This window comes from Nostoc sp. (assembly GCF_036917535.1).
In the GTDB taxonomy this organism is placed as follows: Bacteria; Cyanobacteriota; Cyanobacteriia; order Cyanobacteriales; family Nostocaceae; genus Nostoc.
In genome coordinates, this window is record NZ_JBALDA010000110.1 from 22,397 (window position 1) to 39,146 (window position 16,750).

General features: G+C 40.3%; 12 protein-coding genes. All 12 read left to right on the top strand.

Translation table 11 applies throughout. The features are described 5' to 3' along the window. The first annotated feature begins 5 nt into the window (after window positions 1–5). The 12 genes from rfbC (at window position 6) to V7K56_RS35875 (ending at window position 16,677) form a co-directional block, all read left to right on the top strand. Window positions 6–563: a dTDP-4-dehydrorhamnose 3,5-epimerase gene (rfbC, locus tag V7K56_RS35820; protein ID WP_334918743.1), complete on the top strand. Its 558-nt coding sequence runs from the start codon at window positions 6–8 to the stop codon at window positions 561–563. A gap of 396 nt (window positions 564–959) precedes the next feature. Then, window positions 960–2,273, top strand: coding sequence for an NAD(P)H-dependent oxidoreductase (locus V7K56_RS35825; protein WP_334918745.1), 1,314 nt, complete (start codon window positions 960–962; stop codon window positions 2,271–2,273). Between the two features lie 192 nt (window positions 2,274–2,465). After that, entirely contained in the window at window positions 2,466–3,566 is a 1,101-nt protein-coding gene (locus V7K56_RS35830) for a glycosyltransferase (protein WP_334918747.1), read from the top strand. Window positions 3,567–3,673: 107 nt separating this feature from the next. Next, window positions 3,674–5,905: a GumC family protein gene (locus tag V7K56_RS35835; RefSeq protein WP_334918749.1), complete on the top strand. Its 2,232-nt coding sequence runs from the start codon at window positions 3,674–3,676 to the stop codon at window positions 5,903–5,905. A gap of 810 nt (window positions 5,906–6,715) precedes the next feature. After that, on the top strand, window positions 6,716–7,435 hold the full coding sequence (gene hepC, locus V7K56_RS35840; RefSeq protein ID WP_334918751.1) for a heterocyst development glycosyltransferase HepC: 720 nt from the start codon (window positions 6,716–6,718) through the stop codon (window positions 7,433–7,435). A 211-nt stretch (window positions 7,436–7,646) separates the two neighbouring features. Continuing rightward, a complete protein-coding gene (hepA, locus tag V7K56_RS35845; protein WP_334918753.1) occupies window positions 7,647–9,497 on the top strand; it encodes a heterocyst formation ABC transporter subunit HepA in 1,851 nt (616 codons plus the stop codon). Window positions 9,498–9,681: 184 nt separating this feature from the next. Continuing rightward, window positions 9,682–10,842: a glycosyltransferase family 4 protein gene (locus V7K56_RS35850; protein WP_334918755.1), complete on the top strand. Its 1,161-nt coding sequence runs from the start codon at window positions 9,682–9,684 to the stop codon at window positions 10,840–10,842. 64 nt (window positions 10,843–10,906) lie between these two features. Beyond that, complete coding sequence (locus V7K56_RS35855; protein ID WP_334918757.1) at window positions 10,907–11,899, top strand: glycosyltransferase family 2 protein; 993 nt, start codon at window positions 10,907–10,909, stop codon at window positions 11,897–11,899. A 14-nt stretch (window positions 11,900–11,913) separates the two neighbouring features. Then, a complete protein-coding gene (locus V7K56_RS35860; protein WP_334918759.1) occupies window positions 11,914–13,110 on the top strand; it encodes a glycosyltransferase family 4 protein in 1,197 nt (398 codons plus the stop codon). After that, the gene (locus tag V7K56_RS35865) at window positions 13,028–13,984 is read left to right on the top strand and encodes a glycosyltransferase family 2 protein (protein WP_334918761.1); all 957 of its coding nucleotides are present in this window, start codon (window positions 13,028–13,030) and stop codon (window positions 13,982–13,984) included. The genes V7K56_RS35860 and V7K56_RS35865 overlap by 83 nt, the downstream gene beginning before the upstream one ends. Before the next feature lie 63 nt (window positions 13,985–14,047). Continuing rightward, a complete protein-coding gene (locus tag V7K56_RS35870) occupies window positions 14,048–15,517 on the top strand; it encodes an O-antigen ligase domain-containing protein (RefSeq protein WP_334918763.1) in 1,470 nt (489 codons plus the stop codon). A 50-nt stretch (window positions 15,518–15,567) separates the two neighbouring features. Further along, the gene (locus V7K56_RS35875) at window positions 15,568–16,677 is read left to right on the top strand and encodes a glycosyltransferase family 4 protein (RefSeq protein WP_334918765.1); all 1,110 of its coding nucleotides are present in this window, start codon (window positions 15,568–15,570) and stop codon (window positions 16,675–16,677) included. The last annotated feature ends 73 nt before the right edge of the window (window positions 16,678–16,750 follow it).

Genomic DNA, 16,750 nt, shown 5'->3' on the forward strand with positions numbered 1-16,750 from the left:
CATTCATGATCTTCACTCCAACTGCACTCAAAGACGCATTCATCATTGATTTAGAAGAAAAGCCAGATCACCGTGGTTTTTTCGCTCGGTCTTTCTGTGCTCAAGAATTTGCAGCACACGGATTAAAGCCAACAGTTGCCCAATGTAACCTATCTTTTAATTACAAAAAAGGCACTATCCGAGGAATGCACTATCAAATTCTGCCAGCAGCAGAAACAAAATTAATTCGCTGTACTAAAGGCGCAATCTACGACGTAATTATTGATATGCGTCCTGAATCTCCTAGCTTTTTATCACACATTGGTGTAGAGCTAACCCCAGAAAATCGCCGTGCTTTGTATGTTCCAGAAATGTTTGCTCATGGCTATCAAGCACTCACCGATGAGACTGAAGTTACATATCAAGTGGGTGAATTTTACACTCCAGGATATGAAAGAGGTTTACGCTATGATGACCCATTCTTTAACATTGATTGGCCTTTAGATGTAACTGAAACCTCCGAGAAAGATTTAAATTGGCCTTTGTTGAGAATGATGACTGTTGGCGGTACAGCTTCCAGATAACTATAAACGATTTCTTTGTGCCAGGTGTTTTCTGTACAACACACTGGCTCCTCTGCATGAGGTAATACAATAATGCGAAAGTCATAAGTATTGCCAGTTTGTCTGTTGAAGACTTAAAGCTGATGTCTCGTCAGGCAGCATGGGAATATGCAAGAGCAAATCATACCAAAGAAAAGTTTGCCTAAGCGTACAGAAATGCTATAGAGCAAATTATCAAAAATCACAGCCAGAAAAAACAGACTACTACTATAACATCTAGCAAACAAGTAGTTAGTAGCTATCAGTAATGATCATTTCCATGAAAATGTACTTAATATTTAGCTGTAAAAAATTATTAAGTGCAAAATTATCGAGAATTTGTAACACAAGAAACAGTTCCAAAAAGGAGTTTAGTTCATGATTATTATCGATCGCGCCTTACAAGCCCGTGCAGCAGCAGGAAATCCTATTAAGGTGGGAATGATTGGTGCTGGTTTTATGGGTCGAGGAATTGCCAACCAAATTGTCAATTCAGTGCCAGGAATGGAGTTAGTTGCTATATCCAATCGCCAGATTGGTGCAGCTAAACAAGCTTATTCAGAAGCAGGAATTGAAGATATTCAAGTTGTTGCAACTGTCAGCGAATTAGAAGATGCGATCGCTAACGGTAAGTATGCAGTCACAGAAGACGCTAAGTTACTGTGTCGGGCTGAAGGCATCGATGCATTAATCGAAGTCACAGGTGCAGTGGAATTTGGCGCTGAGATCGTGATGGAAGCGATCGCCTACCGCAAACATGTGATTATGATGAATGCTGAACTCGATGGCACCATTGGTCCCATCCTGAAAGTGTATGCCGACAAAGCAGGCGTGATTCTCAGCGCTTGTGATGGCGATCAGCCAGGGGTGCAAATGAACCTTTATCGCTTTGTCAAAAGCATTGGTTTAACTCCCTTATTGTGCGGTAACATTAAAGGACTCCAAGACCCCTATCGCAATCCCACCACCCAGGAAGGATTTGCTAAACGTTGGGGTCAAAAGCCCCACATGGTGACTAGCTTCGCCGACGGAAGCAAAATTTCCTTCGAGCAAGCGATCGTTGCCAATGCCACAGGTATGAAAGTCGCCAAACGGGGAATGTTAGGATATGACTTCAGCGGTCATGTCGATGAAATGACTCAGTTATATGATGTTGAACAACTCAAAGAACTGGGCGGTATTGTCGATTATGTAGTTGGAGCAAAACCAGGCCCAGGTGTATATGTATTTGCCACTCACGACGACCCTAAGCAACGCCACTATCTCAACTTATATAAATTAGGCGAAGGCCCACTTTACAGCTTCTATACTCCTTATCACCTCTGTCATTTTGAAGTTCCTTTGTCCGTAGCGCGTGCTGTTTTATTTGATGATGCTGTGATGTCTCCACTAGCAGGCCCGCTAGTAGATGTTGTCACCACCGCCAAAATCGACCTGAAAGCAGGAGAAACCTTAGATGGCATCGGCTACTACATGACCTACGGACAATGTGAAAATTCCGATATCGTCCAACAGCAAAATCTTCTACCAATGGGTTTAGCTGAAGGGTGCCGCCTCAAACGAGATATTTCTAAAGATCGAGTCCTCACTTATGAGGATGTAGAATTACCTGAAGGCAGACTTTGCGACCAACTACGAACTGAGCAAAACGTCTATTTCGCTCCAGAAAAAATCTTAGTAGCAGTTGGATAATATCGGTTCTAAAAATATTTGCCACAAATGAATTAGCTGTAGGGGCGTACAGCTGTATGCCCCTATATATTTGTCGCCAGAATTTCATCAAGAGGATAGAAAGCTATACTGCGGAACGGACACTAAAGTTGTTGATAGTAACTTGCTGGGAAGCGTTTCCACAAACTCGATCGAAACTTTAGGTCAAATTTCATGAAAATTGCTCTCGTCCATGATTATTTAACCCAGCGAGGTGGGGCAGAGCGTGTGTTTGAACTGCTTTGTAAGCGCTATCCCGAAGCAGATATTTTCACATCTTTGTACGATCCCCAAAAAACGATCGATTTAGGCGATCGCATAGTTAATACAACCTTCTTACAAAAGATTCCTGGTGCAGCAAAATATTTCAGGTCGATGGCTCCTTTGTATTTCCCTGCCTTTCGAGCCTTGGATCTGCAAGACTACGATTTAATTATTAGTAGTAGCACCAGCTTTGCCAAAGCAGTGCGAAAAAATCCCAATGCTCACCACATTTGTTTTTGCCATAACGTCACCCGTTTCTTATGGGATACAGCAACTTATTTAAGAGAGTACGGAGATTATAGATATTTTGCTCCTTTAATCGAACAAGTATTTCAAGTAATGAGAAAGGTAGACCTGAAATATGCACAGGAGCCTGACCTTTACATTGCTAATTCCAGTGTTGTTGCCCGCCGGATTGAAAAGATTTATGGCAAACAGGCAATGATGGTGAACTATCCAATTGATACTAGTAAATTTGTTTTTTCCGATATAAAAGATGAATATTATCTGGCCTCCGCTCGGATGATCAGTTATAAGCGACTTGATATAATAGTCGAAGCTTTTAATTGGTTAGGGTGGCGGTTATTAATATCTGGTGACGGGCCAGAACTAGCACGGTTAAAATCCAAAGCATTACAAAATATTGTGTTCTTGGGACACGTAAGTGATAGAACCCGCAAAGACTTGTTTTCCAAAGCCAAGTCTATTATTGTCGCAGCCCTAGAAGATTATGGATTAGTTCCAGTAGAGGCTAATGCTAGCGGTACACCAGTCATCGCTTATGGAGCGGGTGGAGTATTAGATACTCAAATTCCAGGTGAAACAGGAGTCTTTTTTAAAAGACAAACACCCGAATCTTTACAAGTTGCCTTACTAGAAGCCAATGGCATTTTTTGGAATTACGATCGCATCCGCAATCATGCTGTAGCAAACTTTTCAGAAAATGCATTCTTTAGCAAGGTTGAGCAAATTATCAATCAAGCTTGTGGTGTGCATCAATTATTCATTTGATTTCTGAATCTCTTTTCATTATCAGATTACCTATTTGGCAATTTGTATAAAAATAGGTATTCTTCGGAGAATCTCTTAGCGTAAATCTTGAAGACAAGGATATCAAAGTGGTTCAAACTAGTCTAAATCCTCATCTAGCTCCAGCTTCTGAAAGTGAACCAAGTTACGGACAAATGTTTGCCGTATTTGTGCGGAGATTTCCTTGGTTCTTAGCAGTATTAATTAGTTCTCTTGTTATTTCCAGCATAGTAACTGTAAAAACAAAACCTACTTATAAAAGTTCTATGCAACTGCTAGTAGAACCTAATTATCAAGGTAAAACCGAAGGTGGTGCGGGGGTAGATAATCAGTTTACTGACTCTAATGTGGTCATAGATACTGCCACTCAGCTTAACTTGATGCAAAGTTCGGGACTAATTCAAAAAGCAGTTGATAAACTTCAGTCTAGTTATCCAGATATAACTTCAGCTGAAATTAAAGCTTCTTTGGTCTTAACTCAAATTAGGAGCAAAGAAGATAATGTCGCTACTAAAATCTTTCAAGTTGAATATACTGCTGGAGATCCTGAAAAGACCCAAAAAGTCCTCAATGCGATTCGACAAGTTTATCTAGAATATAACAAACAACAACAGAGTTCGCGTTTACAAAAAGGTTTGCAAATCATCAGGGAACAGTTAAGTAAAGCTAGTGAAGAAGTAAATGCGGCTGAGACAAATTTACAAAGATTTCGCAGAAATCAGAACTTAATCGATCCAGAGTCACAGGCCAAAGCGATTGAAACAGCTTTGAATAGTCTTTCCCAAGAAAGACAGACAACTCGTGCTCAGTATGGGGAAGCTTTAGCACGCCAAAAATCTTTAGAAGAACAACTTAACCGTTCTCCTCAAAATGCTCTAGTTGCTTCTCGTTTGAGTCAGTCTACTCGCTATCAAGGCTTACTAAACGAAATTCAAAAAAGCGAATTGGCACTAGCACAGGAACGCTTACGCTTTACAGATCAAACTCCAAGCGTGCAAAAGCTCAAAGAACAGCTTCAGGACCAGAAGGAACTATTGCAACAAGAAGTAGGAAGAACTTTAGGCGGAAAGTCTGCTAGTGCATTCACTTCTGGAGACTCTCTTCTCGAAAAAGGACAGCTGGGTCAAATCGATCTTAACCTTGCTGCTCAGTTAGTAGAAACGCAGACAACTATAGTTGCTTTAACTGCTCGCGATCAAACTTTGGCTCAGAAAGAAAATGAGCTACGTTTTGAAATCAAACGCTTCCCGCCTCTGTTAGCTTATTACAATCGGATGCTACCGCAGTTGCAATTTAGTCGTGAAAGATTAGAGCAGCTTTTAAGAGCAGAACAACAATTGCGGCAAGAACTTTCCAAAGGTGGATTTAATTGGGAAGTGGTAGAAGATCCTCAAAAAGGCGCAAAATTAGGCCCCAATCTCCAGCAGAATTTGCTGTTAGGTGCTGTGGTTGGCTTAATGTTAGGAGGTATTGCTGCCTTTATTCGCGAATCGGCTGATGATGCAGTTCACACCACTGCTGAGTTAGAGAAGCAAATGGCCATGCCGTTGTTGGGAACAACTCCCAAGTTACCGCCAGCCAAACCCAGAGAATCAATGATAAAGTTGCCTTTTGGCAAGCCAGAAGTTCTCGCTCCCTGGACAATTCAGGTATTGCAATCTCCACCACGTTGGGAATCGCTGGATCTGATTTACAAAAACATCGAACTTTTAAATACTGTTACTAATTTAAAATCTTTGATGATTACCTCGGCTTTAGCCGATGAGGGTAAATCAGCTTTGGCATTGGGTTTGGCAATGAGTGCTGCTCGTTTACACAAAAGGGTATTGCTGATTGATGCCAACTTACGCGATCCTAGTTTGCACCATCAACTGAATCTTCCTAATGAGCAAGGACTTTCAACTTTATTAGCGAGTGATACAACTCTACCTAACCAAATTAGTCTTCAATACTCAGGCTCTTCCTACATCGATATTTTGACCGCTGGCCCCAAACCTGCTGACCCAGCAAATCTTTTGAGTTCCCCTCGGATGATCCAATTAATGACAGCATTTGAGGAAAACTATGATTTGGTACTCATAGATGCTCCCCCAGTTCTCGGCTTAGTGGATGCCATGCTTACCGCATCATCTTGTCGTAGTGTGATTATGGTGGCAAGCATTGGTATTGTGACGCGAAGTCAGCTTAATCAAGCGACAGCTATGTTGAGTAAGTTAAATCTGATTGGAGTTGTAGCTAATGGGGTATCAAACTCTAGTAGTAATTACGTACCTAATCTCAAACAACAGCAATTAGCTCTACGTCAAGCTGTAGAAAAATAGCTAGTACAGCTAGATGATAAATCCCCGACTTCCTAGAGAAGTTGGGGATTTTGCGTTTTGCATTTTTTCTCGTTTCTAGCCTCTGGCTAAAAAGCTGTTCATTGGGCTGCTACCGCGAGTAAAAGAGGCAAAGCCTCAAGGACGGGCATTCCCACTCTGAAACTGGGAACGAGACAATCTGCTAAAAGCTGGTTCTAGACTGGTTTTTACTTTAAATTGACAGCAATGATTCCTAAATTGCCCTACGTTTTGATCAACCAAATTGAATTTTGTTGCTATCGGGAAGAATTCAGTATATTTATGCTATCTTTATGATTTTTCAGAGAAATCACTGACTCTTTAAAGAATAAATAAAGAAGTTATTTGAGCGATCGCTATTCCTACATAGTCTTATATTCTAGAGATTAAAGCACCTTCATAAAGGCTAGAAGACATGAGCAGACTGGTTTTTTAAATCTATCAAGACAATGAACACCTCAGCGTAATTAAACGTAGATATAGATTCATGGGTAATTTACCTCTACACTTCTCTACTGTCAGTAGTTTCCGGAAAATCATGATTTGCCCATGAATGTTTATAGTAGCGGTGATTGCTACCTACGTAATTAGTATCTGTCTAATTTGTACATCTCAACACTAGCAGAATTCTACACGATATATGCTTGGCTGAGTGGCAGATACTATAGCATATTTTGCCCTCAATTATCTCCAATTTTTTGGACTTACAATAAGATTCGGATTTGGGTCTTTGGCATTAATAGCCTTTGATAACGCCTCAGTGATTCACTTTTGTATAAACCCAAAGACATTATGACAACTTCAATAATTCCAACTCTAGAGAATTTATATGATGTAACCCAGTCACACCAAGATAATCGTGGGTACTGCACACTTCAGTGGCGACGGGGTAAGCTTTTGGTGAAAGTGCCTGGACAAGTTAAACAACCATATCTGGCTTCATTAGATAATAAGCGATCGCTAATAAAATGCTTACAACATTCTCCAGTAAGTTTGGTCAGTATAGATCCAAAATTGGGTGAGGCTTTGCTCAAATTTTGGGCAGATGCATGTCAAGCAGCTCAAAAACCAATATTCCTAAGCATACCTGCTGGCAAAAAACTTCCTAATCAACCTTTGAGACAATTGCAGCGAGTATTTGATTGGATTGCTGCTTTCGTATTACTGCTATTAGTAAGTCCAGTCATATTGGGATTAATTGGATTAATGCAGGTTTACTCACCAGGGCCGCTTTTTTGTCATGAATGGCGTGTTGGGGAACGGGGTAAACTCTTTCAAGCAATCAGCTTTTGCACCCACAATACCACACCGCTAGCGCGTTGGATGGTTAAATACAATCTTGACAATCTGCCACAGTTATTTAACGTGCTACGGGGTGACATGAGTTTAACCGGATCTCATTGTTGGACTTTGGAAGATGCAGTACAGCTAAATAAATTACCAGAAATTACAGCTTCCTGGAAAGTAGAGGCACAATCTCATCTATTACATCTGGATAGCCAAACTTTGTAATTTATCTGTGCCGTAATTGATGATTTCATCTACCGCACTGAACCTCAAACAAAAATTGTTTTCGTAGCATCTATAGAGGAATCCGGTTCTAGATAATTGGTTTTTAAAAACGCGATAAATCACATCTCTACATCAAGGTTTTTTTGATCATTTTGAACCGGACCAATCTATAGATGTCTATCTCCCTTACCAAAATATTATGATAAAATCCATGAATTTCCAACTGACTCAACCACTCAGTAATCTGCTTAAAGCTAGTAGCTTTTGGCAGGATAACTATTTGATATTGAGAGAATTTAAACACTTTCGCAAAATTGCAATCTCAGCTTTGATTTTCTCAATTTTGGCAGCAACTTTTGAAGGTGTCAGTATTGGTTTTTTACTTTCTTTTTTACAAAGCCTAACTAGCCCCAATGCTCAACCTGTCCAAACAGGAATACAATGGTTTGATCTTTGGATTTTAGGAGCCAAGACATCAGCAATTAATCGTTTATATCGCGTATCTTTGCTGATTTTATTGAGTACTTGGTTACGTGCAACTTTCAACTATTTTTCTCAAGTTTATACTGAATTATCTCAACTATATCTCGCCGATCGCTTACGCAAGCAAATTTTTGAACAGTTACAATCCTTTTCATTAAGTTACTTTAGTAAAACTCGTTCTGGTGAACTAATTAACACAATTACTACAGAGATTGAAAGAATCAGACAAGGTTTTAGTGGTGGGGCTTTTTTAGTAACTAGAGGACTAACAACTTTTGTCTACTTAATATCAATGTTTTTGATATCATGGCAATTGACGATAATATCAGCATTGCTGTTTACACTTTTAGGTGTGGGGTTGTCAAATCTAAATGCTAGAGTCAGAGAATCAAGTTTTGGGATGACAACTGCTAATGCTAATTTTACATCAACAGCCGTAGAATTTATTAATGGTATTCGCACTGTTCATTCTTGTGGCACTCAAGATTTTGAGCGTCAGCGTTACTATAAAGCTAGCGACAAGGTAATAAGTACTACAACAAAAGTTGTATTTACCTGGACATTAGTGAAGCCAATTGCCGAAGGGGTAGCAACTACAGTATTGATCGGAATGATTATTTTGGCATTCACTAGTCTTGTCACTAATGGAACGCTACAAGTTGCTTCTTTACTAACCTTTTTCTTTGTACTATTTCGCTTTATCCCTTTTGTTCAAGATATTAATGGTACGAGAGCATATCTTAGCACTTTACATGGTTCAGCAGACAATATTAAAAATCTGTTGAGAAGTGATGAAAAATATTACTTTCAAAATGGCAGAGTTGAGTTTAAGGGATTAAATAGATCGATAGATTTAGTATCTGTGGATTTTGGCTATGATGATGAAAATTTAGTGCTACATAATATTACCCTGACGATTGAAAAGGGAAAGATGACAGCGTTAGTCGGAGCATCTGGCGCTGGTAAAACAACTCTGGCTGATTTAATTCCTCGATTTTATAATGCTACAGATGGATATATTTACATTGATGAAATTGATATCCGGCAGTTTGAAATTAACTCTCTACGTCGCAAAATAGCTGTTGTCAGTCAGGATACTTTTATTTTTAATACTAATGTTTGGCAGAATATTTCTTACGGAACTCCAGAGGCAACGAATGAAGAAATTCAAGAAGCCGCTAAACTAGCGAATGCACTAGAATTTATTTTGGAAATGCCCGAAGGTTTTGATACCAAATTAGGAGATCGGGGTGTTAGGTTATCTGGAGGACAAAGACAGCGAATTGCTATTGCACGAGCTTTACTGCGGAACCCAGAAATTTTAATTTTGGATGAAGCAACTAGTGCCTTAGATTCGCTATCTGAGCGCTTAATTCAAGATTCATTAGAAAAGCTATCTGTTGGTAAAACAGTAATTGCGATAGCTCACCGTCTTTCTACTATTTCTAAAGCAGATAAAGTTGTAGTTTTAGAACAGGGGCGAATAGTAGAGCAAGGTAAGTATCAAGAACTATTGGAACTAAAAGGTAAGCTTTGGAAATATCATCAAATGCAGTATGAAGTAAGGCAGCAAGATTAGAAACAATATTCAATTATCAAAGTACTTCCAACCTATTTATCGGCTGTAAATCTCTACAGCTGTAAACTACTAAATATGTAGCAATAATTTCAGAAAATAGGAAAATAGTAAAATTTTAAACACTTATTATCCTGATAAATAAGTTATTAAAATTAGTCCTATATACTTAAAATTCATAGAAAATATGTCCCAGGAAATCTTTGATAAAGACCTAATCTATCAATGCTCAAGTTTCGGTGTCGGTGGAAGCGGAGGTGTTGAAACTTATTTAGCTTCTCTGTTTGAACATCGACCACCTGATGTTAGCGATCGCGTGATAAAATCACTTAAAAATATCGATCAAAGTCAGTTCAAACTGCTGCATATCCACAGTCCAGATTTGCTATTGCAGCTTACAGGGGAATGTCCTGCTATCTTCAGCGTTCATAATCACTCATTTTACTGCCCTAGTGGCACAAAGTATTTAGCAGAGCAACGGACAATCTGCGATCGCAACTTCTCTTACTTAGGATGTACTTGGGGGAAATTAGTAGATAAATGTGGTAGCCGTAGACCTTTAAGAACTTTTAAGGAACTTCAAACTACTCATCAGTTTTTAGATATCTTGAAAAGGCTAAAAATCACTTTCATTGCTAATAGCGAATATGTGCGGCAAGAGTTAATTCAAAACGGTGTACCCGCCGAACAAACTATAACACTACACTGTGGAATCTCTATACCAGAAACAGCAACTTCCCCTCTAAGTTTGGAAGTACATCAAAATCAGAGAATTTTGTTCGCTGGACGAATTGTTTCTGATAAAGGTCTGGAATGGTTACTCAAAACCTTAATACATACAGACCCAAAAATTCAACTTGATATTGCTGGTGAAGGTTGGGAACGACCACGGTTAGAAAAGTTAGCAAGTACACTCGGATTAAATAAGCGAATCACTTGGCATGGTTGGTGCGATTCGGATAAATTAGATAAACTTTATCAACAGTGTTTTGCAGTCATCTTTCCCAGTGTTTGGCCTGAACCTGCTGGTCTTGTAACTTTGGAAGCATACTCTCGTTGTCGACCTGTAATTGGTAGTGCAGTCGGAGGGATTCCAGAACATTTACAAGATGGAGAAACGGGTATTCTTGTTCCCAGCAATAATATCCAAAAGCTGGCTGATGCTATTAATGAATTGTATAGAGATTATCAAAAAAGCCGTTACATGGGTGAGCAAGGTCATACTTTATTGATGAAGGAATTTACAATGGCTGCTCATGTAAATAATCTCCGAACAATTTATGCAAAAACAATAGCTGAATTTCATTCTCAAGCCAACAAACTATATAGTATATCTCAAGCTAAATAAGCTGAATTTACTAAAAATATCAAATAGTACATCTTTTACTTAGAAAATATAAAGGGAGAAGATTATGTCATTACATCAAGAATGTCAACAACCTTTAGTCAGTGTTGTTATCCCTACCTATAATCGACCAGAATATCTCAAGCAAGCGATCGCAAGTGCGATCAAACAAACTTATCAAAATATTGAAATTATTATTTCTGATAATTGTAGTTCCGAAAATCCCCAAGCAGTTGTAGCATCTTTTGGTGATTCACGCATCAAGTTTTGGCAGCATCAGCAAAATGTCGGGATGTTAGCTAATCAGCAGTATGGCTTTAAAATGGCGCAAGGTAAGTATGTTGCTAGTCTACATGACGATGATATTTGGCATGAAGACTTTTTAGCAAAGCTTGTGCCACCACTAGAAGCAAATTCTGATTTAATTCTCGCTTTTTGCGACCAATATATTATAGATGCTAATAGCATAATTAATCATGCTGGCACCGAAGAAAATACCCGTGCTTACAAGCGAGACAAATTAGCAAAAGGAATTCATCAACCTTTTTATAAAATTGGATTGGTAGATAAAAGTATACCTACTGCTGCATCTTGCGTGATTCGGAATAATTTGGTGGATTGGTATAGTATTCCCTCAGAAGTTGGTGGGATGTGGGATTTATATTTGACCTATCTATTTTGTATATCTGGTTATGGCGCTTACTATTATCCAGAAAGATTGACGCGATATCGTGCCCATGAGCAAACTGATACTATGCTCAGTGGAAGTCGAGATGTGCAAGCAAAAATTCGCAAAGCTAAAAGCGAAATGTTTTGTTATCAAGTATTTATGGAAGACCCTCGCTTACAAGAATTTAGAACTCATTTTCAACAGAAATGGTTAGAAGCTAATACTACTTTAGGAATTGGTTTGCTACGAAGCGAACAGATAGCCGCAGCACGTCCTTATTTTTTGCAGGCGCTGAATCAACAAAAATTTAATGTGCGAACTATGGCAGCACTTAGCCTTAGTTTTACTCCACGATTTTTAGCAAGTAAGTTAATTGGAGTATCGAAATAATATCTCAATATCTTATGAAACTTTGTATTGTTACTCATAAAATCAAAAAAGGTGATGGTCAGGGGCGAGTAAACTATGAGGTTGCTAAGGAAGCGATTCGTCGTCGTCATCACTTGACATTATTAGCTAGTGAAGTTGCACCAGAACTAGAAGACAATAGCCAAGTTAATTGGATTAAAATTCCAGTTAAAGGCTATCCTACAGAATTTGTACGTAATTTCATCTTTGCTCAAAAAAGTGCAGATTGGTTACGTAAACATCGCTCTAACATTGATTTAGTTAAAGTCAATGGAGCAATTAATCTGGCTGCGGCTGATGTGAATGCTGTGCATTTTGTCCACAGTTCATGGTTGCGATCACCTGTTCATATTTCTCGCAACCGCCGCGATTTATATGGTTTTTACCAGTGGCTATTTACGGCTTTTAATGCTCGTTGGGAAAAACAGGCTTTCCAAAAAGCGCAGGTTGTGGTGGCTGTATCTGAAAAAGTAGCTCAAGAATTAGTCAACATTGGTGTACCGCGTTCTCGAATTCGAGTAATTGTCAATGGCGTTGACTTAGAAGAGTTTACTCCTGGCCAAAGCGAACGCCAAAAATTAGGTTTACCGGAGAATGTCACCCTTGCCTTGTTTGCTGGAGACATCCGCACACCCAGAAAGAATTTAGATACAGTACTACACGCCTTAGTGAAAGTTCCCGATTTACATTTGGCGGTGGTAGGTCATATCGAAGGTAGTCCCTTCCCACAACTAGCAGCATCCTTGGGCTTAAGCGAACGCGTGCATTTTGTCGGATTTCGCCGTGATATCCCCGAAATTATGCGGTCAGTAGATTTATTTATTTTTCCTTCCCGATATGAAGCTTGTAGCCTCGTATTGTTAGAAGCACTTTCTTCAGGACTACCAGTAATTACTGCCACAGCTACCGGGGGTGCAGAGTTAGTCACATCAGAATGTGGCATTGTCTTATCCGACTCCAATGATATCGATGCTTTAGCTGTGGCGATGATGTCCTTAGTAAATGTAGATATGCAGCAAATGAGTCAAGCTGCTCGTTCTGTGGCAGAACAACACAGCTGGACTGCTATGGCACAAACTTATGTGGATCTATTCGAGGAGTTAAGCAAGAATGCGGAACACCGTTCTGATACCGACTTATCGCCGTCCACAAGACCTCTCACGCTGCCTTTTGGCGCTACAGGAGCAAACTAAACCAGTCGATCAGGTGATAGTGGTTGTCCGCGATACGGATGCAGAAACCTGGCAATTTCTGGCGCAATACACAGTGCACAACTTACCACTGCATACTGTGAAAGTGACACAACCAGGGGTAGTAGCAGCTCTCAACGCCGGACTAGCAGCAGTGGAGGGCGATATTGTTTCCATTACCGATGATGATGCCGCACCCCACCCGGATTGGTTAGAGCGAATTGCGGCTTACTTTACATGCGATAGTCGTCTTGGCGGACTGGGAGGGCGTGATTGGATATATCACGGCAGCAAATTAGAAGACGAATCCCGCCCAGTAGTGGGACAGTTACAGTGGTTTGGGCGAGTCATTGGCAACCATCATCTGGGAGTGGGAGAACCCCGCGAAGTCGATATTCTCAAGGGTGTGAACATGAGTTTTCGTACCCAAGCGATCGGACAACTGCGCTTTGACGAGCGGATGCGTGGTACTGGAGCGCAAGTACACTTTGAAATGGCATTCACCCTGGCATTAAAGCGGGCTGGTTGGAAGATAATTTACGATCCTCAGGTTGCTGTAGATCATTATCCAGCACAACGTTTTGACGAAGATCAGCGAAATAACTTTAATGAAATTGCCTTTATTAATTTAGTCCATAATGAAACCTTAACTTTATTAGAGCATTTACCATTTATCCACCGGATTGCATTTTTGTTCTGGGCAGTATTTGTGGGTACATGCGATAGTTTGGGCTTAGTACAATGGCTGAGATTTTTACCTACCCAAGGGCAATTGGCGGGGAAAAAGTTATTAGCATCTTGGCGTGGACGTTGGCAGGGATATAAACAATTCAAAATTCAAAGTTCAGAATTCAAAATGAGGCAGAGCCTCGAATGACTTCATTTCCAGGCTAGAGCCTGGGAACTAGTTGAACTGATTTATATGTACATCTAAAATTGAATGAATTCTAAGCAGATACTTTTCAATAGTTTTTTACAAGAAAACTATTCTCCTGAAGAGCGATCGCTACAGGGTTGGATGGCGATCGCAGGCTTTATATTACTAACTGTAGTTTGCTATTTTGCTGGTGCTACTGCTGCATTACGCCTAATTTTCCCGGTGACAGCTTTAGTAGTAGCCGTATTTTTATACTTGCGGCATCCCATTCTCTACATCGGCTTTACCTGGTGGATTTGGTTTCTCACACCCTTAGCGACTCGCTTAGTTGACTATCGGGTGGGCTGGGATCCTAGCCGCCAAATGCTTATAGCACCCTATTTAGTGGTGTTTATAACTATAGCAACATTCTTACGACACTTTCCCCGTGCCTCTCGCCAAGGAGGTTTGCCGTTTGTTTTGGCTTTTATTGGAGTGTTCTATGGCTTTCTTGTAGGTCTAATTTACAATCCACCTATCCCTGTAGCACGCGGATTAATGGATTGGCTCAGTCCTGTGATTTTCGCTTTTCACTTATTTATCAACTGGCGAGATTATCCCAACTATCGCCAGAACATTCAGCGAACATTTCTTTGGTGTGTGTTGATTTTAGGAACTTATGGCGTATATCAATTTGTGGTAGCTCCTGAATGGGATAGGTACTGGCTCATACAATCAAAATTATTCATGAGTTCTGGAAACCCTGTACCTTTCGGGATGCGCGTCTGGAGTACATTACACTCAGTCGGCCCCTTCGGTTCTGTTATGCAGGCTGGGTTACTGTTGTTATTGACCGGTTCTGGAAACTTAATTTTTCCGGCTTCAGCTGTTGGTTACTTATCTTTTTTATTAACACAAGCACGTACAAATTGGGGAGGCTGGTTATTTGGAATAATTATGATTATGGGTTCAGTCAAAGCCAGAATTCAAATGCGCTTAGTTACCATAATTTTGGTCATGGCTATTTGTGTTGTGCCATTAACAACTATCGAACCAATTGCTGGGGTGGTAGCAGCACGTTTTGAAACTTTTTCTAATATTCAAGAAGATGGCAGCTTTAAAGATAGATCAGGAACTTACGACAGAAATCTTGGTTTAGCCCTTTCTAATGGTCTAGGTAACGGCTTAGGAAATATTTGGAAGGTCAACGAAAAAACTGGTCAAATTGAAGTAGTGGTAATTGATAGTGGCATTTTAGATATGTTTTTCACCCTTGGTTGGTTTGGAGGCATATTTTATATGGGTGGATTAATCTTGTTAATTATTATTGTTAGCAGCTATGGTGAAGGTCGTTTCGATAGTTTTGTCAGTGCTGCCCGCGCCATTGGGATCAGTTCTGCTTCACAGTTAGTTATCGGTAGCGGAATGTTGAGCGTGTCAGGGATGATTCTTTGGGGATTTTTAGCTATGACTATGGCAGGACATAAGTATTATATGAATCCTCAGATGTTCTCCAACATTCCTAACTTCTCTAATAAATCGAGAATTTCATAAATCTTCCAACTTAAATAGGATTTTTATAGATTATGAAAGTAATTATTGTTATGCCACTGGCCGAGCTACGAGGCGGTGGTGAAATGATGCTTTGGGATTTAGTGCAGCAGGGACGTAATGCTGGTGTTGAGTGGCTAGTGATATTTTTAGAATCCGGTCCGATGGTCGAACAAGTAAAGTCTCTGGGTATTGATGCGCGAGTTGTAAAAAGTGGACGTTTACGCCAAATCCACCGTTTTATTGGCGCTGTTTTACGGATAGCTGCGATCGCCCGCCACGAACGTGCAGATATAATTGTCAATTGGATGTGGATTACGCATATATCTGGAGGTTTGGCGGCGATACTAGCAGGGTTGCCTGCTGTGTGGTATCAACTAGAAGTACCTAGTGATAAAACTTGGTTGGTACGAATTGCAACTCTCATCCCAGCGCGGGCAATTATCACCCTCTCGCAAGATGGCAAGCAAGCACAAGCAGAGATTTGGCCCCACAGACCAACATCTTTGGTTTATCCTGGTGTCGCATTAGACCGATTTGAGCCTAATGCTTTACCTTCTCCTGAAGAAGTACGGCAAAAACTAGGCTTACCTTTACACGGGCCGTTGATTGGAATTGTGGGACGATTGCAACGATGGAAGGGAATGCACGTATTGGTGCAAGCGATGCCCAAAATTTTACAGAAGTATCCTGATGCTCATTGTGTGGTGGTTGGCGGGAAGCACGATTTAGAACCGGATTATGAAGACTTCTTAAAAACCGAAATCACTGCTTTGGGTTTGAAAGACCAAATAATTATGGCTGGGCTACAGCGTAATATCCCGGAATGGGTGCAAGCGATGGATGTATTCGTTCATGCATCAGATAAAGAACCCTTTGGGATTGTGATTATTGAGGCGATGGCGCTGGGTAAACCTGTAATTGCTGGCAGTGCAGGTGGTCCGACAGAGATTATTACCGATGGCATGAATGGACTATTAACACCTTACGGCGATGCAGATAAATTAGCGATCGCAATTCTCCGCTATCTTGACGAGCAAGAATTTGCCCAGAGTGCTGGAGTAGCCGCTAGACAACGCGCCCTCGATTTTTCAACGCAGAATTATGCCCAAAATTTTATTAATGTAATTCGTTCTGCAATGCCTAGTGGTCTGTCCCATTAATTTTGATGGGTAATACCAGATCGTGATTAAATAGCAATGTGGGCGGATTAGTAACTCACAAGCAGGCAGGCGA

Bases quoted from the DNA above. Each gene is read 5' to 3' on its own strand.
- rfbC (WP_334918743.1), top strand. From the start codon at position 6: ATGATCTTCACTCCAACTGCACTCAAAGACGCATTCATCATTGATTTA.
- V7K56_RS35825 (WP_334918745.1), top strand. From the start codon at position 960: ATGATTATTATCGATCGCGCCTTACAAGCCCGTGCAGCAGCAGGAAAT.
- V7K56_RS35830 (WP_334918747.1), top strand. From the start codon at position 2,466: ATGAAAATTGCTCTCGTCCATGATTATTTAACCCAGCGAGGTGGGGCA.
- hepC (WP_334918751.1), top strand. From the start codon at position 6,716: ATGACAACTTCAATAATTCCAACTCTAGAGAATTTATATGATGTAACC.
- hepA (WP_334918753.1), top strand. From the start codon at position 7,647: ATGAATTTCCAACTGACTCAACCACTCAGTAATCTGCTTAAAGCTAGT.
- V7K56_RS35850 (WP_334918755.1), top strand. From the start codon at position 9,682: ATGTCCCAGGAAATCTTTGATAAAGACCTAATCTATCAATGCTCAAGT.
- V7K56_RS35855 (WP_334918757.1), top strand. From the start codon at position 10,907: ATGTCATTACATCAAGAATGTCAACAACCTTTAGTCAGTGTTGTTATC.
- V7K56_RS35860 (WP_334918759.1), top strand. From the start codon at position 11,914: ATGAAACTTTGTATTGTTACTCATAAAATCAAAAAAGGTGATGGTCAG.
- V7K56_RS35865 (WP_334918761.1), top strand. From the start codon at position 13,028: ATGCGGAACACCGTTCTGATACCGACTTATCGCCGTCCACAAGACCTC.
- V7K56_RS35870 (WP_334918763.1), top strand. From the start codon at position 14,048: ATGAATTCTAAGCAGATACTTTTCAATAGTTTTTTACAAGAAAACTAT.
- V7K56_RS35875 (WP_334918765.1), top strand. From the start codon at position 15,568: ATGCCACTGGCCGAGCTACGAGGCGGTGGTGAAATGATGCTTTGGGAT.